Raw genomic sequence first — 3,290 nt, 5'->3', positions numbered from 1 at the left:
CCCCATCACTCAGGAAACGTACCAGGTTGCGCAGTTTTACCTGGTAATCCCCTTCCTCCGTCCCTGGACGAAACTTGATTTCTTTAACCTGAATCTGCTTCTGGTTTTTCTTGGCCGCGGCAACCTGCTTCTTCTTCTCGAAGATCGATTTGCCGTAGTCCATCAGTTTGCAAACAGGGGGTACTGCATCGGCGGAAATTTCCACCAAATCCAGTTTGGCCTCTTCAGCCTTAAGAAGCGCGTCTTCAATTGACACAATCCCAAGCTGTTCACCTTCAGCCCCAATTAACCGAACCTCGCGTGCCGAGATATTCTCGTTGATCGGGGCTTTCGGTGCAGCTCGTTTATCTTGTCTCATTTCACGCTTAATAATAATTACTCCGAATCTGGGCGACCACGCCGGGAAACCGCTTGCGCGAGAAACTCAGCGAACTGGGCGACGGGCATCGAGCCCAGGTCAGCACCTTCACGAGTACGCACAGCGACAGTCTGCATCTCGACTTCCTTATCTCCGATTACCAAGAGATAGGGAACCTTGAGCAAAGTATGCTCGCGGATTTTAAAGCCGATCTTTTCATTTCTCAAGTCGGACTTGGCACGAAATCCGCTTTCGTTGAGAGTTTTTTCAACTTCTGCAACAAAATCAGCCTGTTTATCAGTGATATTCATGATCACCGCCTGGGTCGGCGCGAGCCACGCAGGGAATGCACCTTCATAGTGCTCGATCAGAATCCCGACGAAACGCTCAAAGGAACCGAGGATCGCACGGTGCAGCATCACCGGGTGTTTGCGGCTGTTGTCTTCAGAGACGTATTCAGCGCCCAAACGGACAGGCAGGTTAAAATCGAGCTGCAGAGTACCACATTGCCAGACGCGACCGAGACAGTCTTTCAGCGAGAACTCGATCTTCGGACCGTAGAACGCACCCTCACCCGGCTGCAGATCGTACGGCAGGCCCGCAGAATCAAGGGCTGCAGCCAGTGCAGCTTCAGCGCGATCCCACAGCTCGTCGGAACCGACGCGTTTTTCCGGACGAGTGGACAGTTTCATCTCGACATCGGTAAAGCCGAAGTCACGATAAACGTCCATGGTCAGCTTGATGAACGCTGCGGATTCGGCCTGCATCTGCTCTTCGGTGCAGAAAATGTGGGCGTCATCCTGAGTGAAAGCACGTACGCGCATGATGCCGTGCAGCGCACCCGACGGCTCGTTCCGGTGGCAGGCACCGAACTCGGCCAGACGCATCGGCAGCTCGCGGTAGCTCTTCAGGCCCTGATTGAACACCTGCACGTGGCATGGGCAGTTCATCGGCTTGATGGCGTAGTCGCGGTTTTCCGACTGGGTGGTGAACATGTTGTCGGCGTAGTTGGCCCAGTGCCCGGATTTCTCCCACAGGCTGCGGTCAACCACTTGAGGGGTTTTGATCTCAAGGTAGCCGTTGTCGCGCTGGATCTTGCGCATGTACTGCTCGAGCACCTGATACAGAGTCCAGCCGTTCGGGTGCCAGAACACCATGCCCGGGGATTCTTCCTGGGTGTGGAACAGGCCCAGACGCTTGCCGATCTTGCGATGATCGCGTTTTTCAGCTTCTTCGATGCGCTGAATGTAAGCCGCCAGCTGCTTTTTATCTGCCCAAGCGGTGCCGTAAACGCGCTGCAATTGCTCGTTCTTGGCGTCGCCGCGCCAGTAGGCACCGGACAGCTTGGTCAGCTTGAAGGATTTCAGGAAGCGTGTGTTCGGCACGTGCGGACCGCGGCACATGTCGACGTATTCTTCGTGATAGTACAGGCCCATAGCCTGCTCGTTCGGCATGTCCTCGACCAGGCGCAGCTTGTAGTCTTCGCCACGGGCCTTGAACACTTCGATCACTTCGGCGCGCGGAGTGACTTTCTTGATCACGTCGTAATCTTTTTCGATCAGCTGCTGCATGCGCTGTTCGATAGCGGCCATGTCGTCCGGAGTGAAAGGACGTTCGAAGGCGATGTCGTAATAGAAGCCTTCGTCGATGACCGGCCCGATGACCATTTTCGCAGTCGGGTACAACTGTTTGACCGCGTGGCCAACCAGGTGAGCGCAAGAGTGGCGAATGATCTCCAGCCCCTCTTCATCCTTTGGCGTGATGATTTGCAGGGTCGCGTCGCTGCTGATGATGTCGCTGGCGTCGACCAGTTGACCATTGACCTTGCCGGCCAGGGTGGCTTTGGCCAGACCGGCACCAATGGATGCGGCGACCTCGGCTACGGAAACCGGGTGATCGAATGAACGTTGACTGCCGTCGGGAAGAGTAATAGTTGGCATGGCGCCTCCTCTCCTAGTGGTGACCCCTACCAAAGGTCACGTGGGTTGGGATGAGCCAGTACAAGATCCGATCCAGGCCATTCAATGACGAACGCCTGCCTTACAGCGGCAGGAGCCTTGCGGCCAACCGGAAAACCGAACCAGAGTGACTGGGATTCAAATCGAAATATTCGCACGCTGACCGCTGCCGGGACTGAAGGTCATCCGGAGCCTGAGAACGCTTGAGCCCGGCATGCTAGCACAGATGAGCGGTCACTTATGCCTCTGTTTTGCCAGAAGGCAAATCGTCCGTTTTTATGCCAGAGTGCTGAACTTGATGGCCCCTTCAGCCCTCAGATAACAAGACATTGACCCACAAGGAGCATCCTCGCATGCGTCTGAATACCCTGTTCGCCGTCGTCGCCCCTATCGTTATGCTGCTGCCGCTCAGTGCCCACGCCGATTGGCCGAAGGGCGAGCGTGAGAAGTACATGGCGCAGTGCACCCAAGCGGCAACTCAACAAATTGGTGCCGCTGCAGCCAAATCGCACTGCGCTTGCGGCGCTGATGCCATCAAGTCTTATCCTGCTGCCGACATCCAGGCCCTGATGGACAACAAGGCATCCCCTGAACTGCAGCAGAAAGCGCTCGGCCAAATCGCCAAATGCAAGGCAAATACCCCGGCGAAAAAATGATCAAAAAAGTGTTCTGAGCTGGCTCAGCGCCTTAAAAAAAGGCTGAATTTTCGCCTTTTCAGACGATTTATGCAGGTTTTACAGGTTTTTTTATTGTCTTTACGTTCCGCCAGAAGCCTTGTAAACCGGGGCTTCCAGCAGAATCAGGCAGTAAAGAAAACACGACTGATTGGCAAACAGCACGTCCGGGGGGCTACCAAAGCGAACATTTCGACTATGATACCCGGGTGTGCCCAGTTGGCCTGAGCAGCACGGTACTACTGAAAATAAATGGTACTTGGCGAGACACCATGACTAATCGCCAAACCGTCACCGTTA

3 protein-coding genes are annotated in these 3,290 nt (G+C 55.0%); 1 reads left to right on the top strand and 2 read right to left on the bottom strand.

The window, feature by feature from the left end; all coding sequences use genetic code 11:
• On the bottom strand, window positions 1-376 hold a 376-nt coding region (gene infC / locus ACIF4X_RS29090), incomplete at its 3' end, for a translation initiation factor IF-3 (protein ID WP_397484679.1).
• Entirely contained in the window at window positions 376-2,298 is a 1,923-nt protein-coding gene (gene thrS / locus ACIF4X_RS29085; protein ID WP_007913488.1) for a threonine--tRNA ligase, read from the bottom strand. The genes thrS and infC, both read right to left, overlap by 1 nt.
• Window positions 2,299-2,669: 371 nt before the next feature.
• On the opposite strand from thrS, the gene ACIF4X_RS29080 reads away from it, so the two are divergent.
• Window positions 2,670-2,972: a hypothetical protein gene (locus ACIF4X_RS29080; protein WP_397484678.1), complete on the top strand. Its 303-nt coding sequence runs from the start codon at window positions 2,670-2,672 to the stop codon at window positions 2,970-2,972.
• The last annotated feature ends 318 nt before the right edge of the window (window positions 2,973-3,290 follow it).

Source organism: Pseudomonas sp. NPDC085632 (assembly GCF_044541255.1).
In the GTDB taxonomy this organism is placed as follows: domain Bacteria; phylum Pseudomonadota; class Gammaproteobacteria; order Pseudomonadales; family Pseudomonadaceae; genus Aquipseudomonas.
This window is presented reverse-complemented; position numbering and strand designations above follow the sequence as displayed.